This window comes from Promicromonospora kroppenstedtii DSM 19349, assembly GCF_000515355.1.
In the GTDB taxonomy this organism is placed as follows: domain Bacteria; phylum Actinomycetota; class Actinomycetes; order Actinomycetales; family Cellulomonadaceae; genus Promicromonospora; species Promicromonospora kroppenstedtii.
In genome coordinates, this window is the sequence record NZ_KI911577.1 from 89,625 (window position 1) to 91,347 (window position 1,723).

General features: G+C 67.4%; 2 protein-coding genes. Both read right to left on the reverse strand.

Translation table 11 applies throughout. The features are described from left to right. Nucleotides 1-53: 53 nt before the first annotated feature. Nucleotides 54-683, reverse strand: coding sequence for a hypothetical protein (locus PROKR_RS02155; protein WP_211239996.1), 630 nt, complete (start codon nucleotides 681-683; stop codon nucleotides 54-56). Nucleotides 684-1,241: 558 nt separating this feature from the next. Then, entirely contained in the window at nucleotides 1,242-1,625 is a 384-nt protein-coding gene (locus PROKR_RS02160; protein ID WP_036959245.1) for a hypothetical protein, read from the reverse strand. Nucleotides 1,626-1,723 lie beyond the last annotated feature (98 nt).

Consider the following 1,723-nt stretch of genomic DNA (forward strand, 5'->3'; position numbering starts at 1 on the left):
GAGGAAGTCCCGCTCTACCTGGACTGCCTCACCAGATCGGAAGGTGAGGTCGCTCATCGGCGACCACCCCGGCGGCCGGTCTCCTCGACGATCGACTCGATCGCGACGCCGTTGCCGAGGACACTCTTCGACGTCTCCCGGTCCCACTCCCAGATCTGCCGGAGTGCGAGGAAGATCTCGAAGAGGCTGTCGTCGATCCGCGCAGGGACCACCTGACCGCCCTCGGGGCGGGCGTGCACGACGATGCCCGCGTCGAGGTGCGGGATGTCGGCCTTCGTGCCGTCCGGGAGGATGATGTAGTCGGCGTTCTTGTACGCCGTCTCCTGGAGCGCGACCTCGGCGTGCACGCCGGAGCGCGTTGTTTTCCAGTCACCGATGGTGGTCATCCGCTCGCCCGTGTCGGGGTCGTGACCTTCGCGATGAAGTCGAAACTGCCGGCGTAGCCGTGGGTCTCGGACCAGACGGTCTCCTCCAGGAAGAGGAACTCCGGCTCGAACTGCTTCTCGAAGCCCTTGAAGATGCCGACGTAGGGGCTTCAGCTCCTCGCGGACGCGTCCGACCTCCTCGCCGCGCGCGAGGCGCTCGAACAGGTCGTGCACCTCCGTGCCGGCCTCGGCCGCCTGGGCGGTGTCGCGGTCCGGCGCCCGCTTCAGCAGGTCGACGGCGGCGCTCTTGTCGTTCATGGCGAGCGTGACGACGGCGCCGATGTTGTTCGACGGCGTACTCGGCGACGCTCTTCGAGGCCCAGAACTTCAGGAAGCCCTTGGGCAGCATGTTGAGGACGCTCGTCACGCCGGGCACCTTCCGAGCGCTCTCGGGGTGCACGTAGAGGCGGCTGCCGCCGCGCTTGATCGTGTTGATCTTCGGGTTCGTCACTAGGTGACTCCCTCTCTCGTTCGGTGGGGACGAGAGAGGAATCGGCCTGGGGCCGGGTGCGGCTCACCTTGCAGGCAAAACAGTTCGATGGTGTAGAAGGTGTAGAAGTTGTAGGTCTCCCTAGTTACCTCTCAAGAAACAAAACCTTGAAGGGTAATAAGAGAGACCTACAACTTCTACACCTTCTACACCCCTCGGGGGCGTGGAGGTGCTCCTCCGGCGCTAGTCCGTGGCGCTGAAGAGCGGGGCGCCGCCCTCCTCGGCGACGGGCCGGACGGCCACGCGCTTGGACAGGCGGCGCGCGGTGCTCTCCAGGTCTTCGAGCGTGGCCTTCGCGACCTCCGCGGCGTGCGGGTCGAGGCGTGTCAGCTGGCCCCGTCGACCTTCGCTAGCACGGTCGCTGCCGCGGTGATCGCCATCAGCGAGCCGCCGGCGACGTCGCGGGACGTGAGGGCGCGCACGACGGCGCGGTCTTGCTTGCGGTGCTCCTGGTTCGCCTCGGACTGCGTCTGAGGCTTCAGCCCGTGGTCCGCCAAGGTCTCCTTGTCGACGGACTCGCGCATGATCTCGCTCAGGTGCCAACTCACCGACGAGCGGATCGAGTTCCGGCGCTCGGCCGGGACGCCCGCCTCCGCGTAGACCTCGCCGACCCAGCGCCGGTAGGGTGCGTGCGTCCGGCGTAGTCGGGCTCGCCGTCCCGCGCAAGAGTGTTGCCGGGCCTCGAACAGGACCTCGGCGAACGCGCGCACGTGCGGCGTTCGCTCCTCGACGGGGGGCCGCGAGGTAGCGGCGCATGTGCTCTACCGCTTTGGCGCTGTAGGGGCGCGAGACTCGGTTCCATACCTAC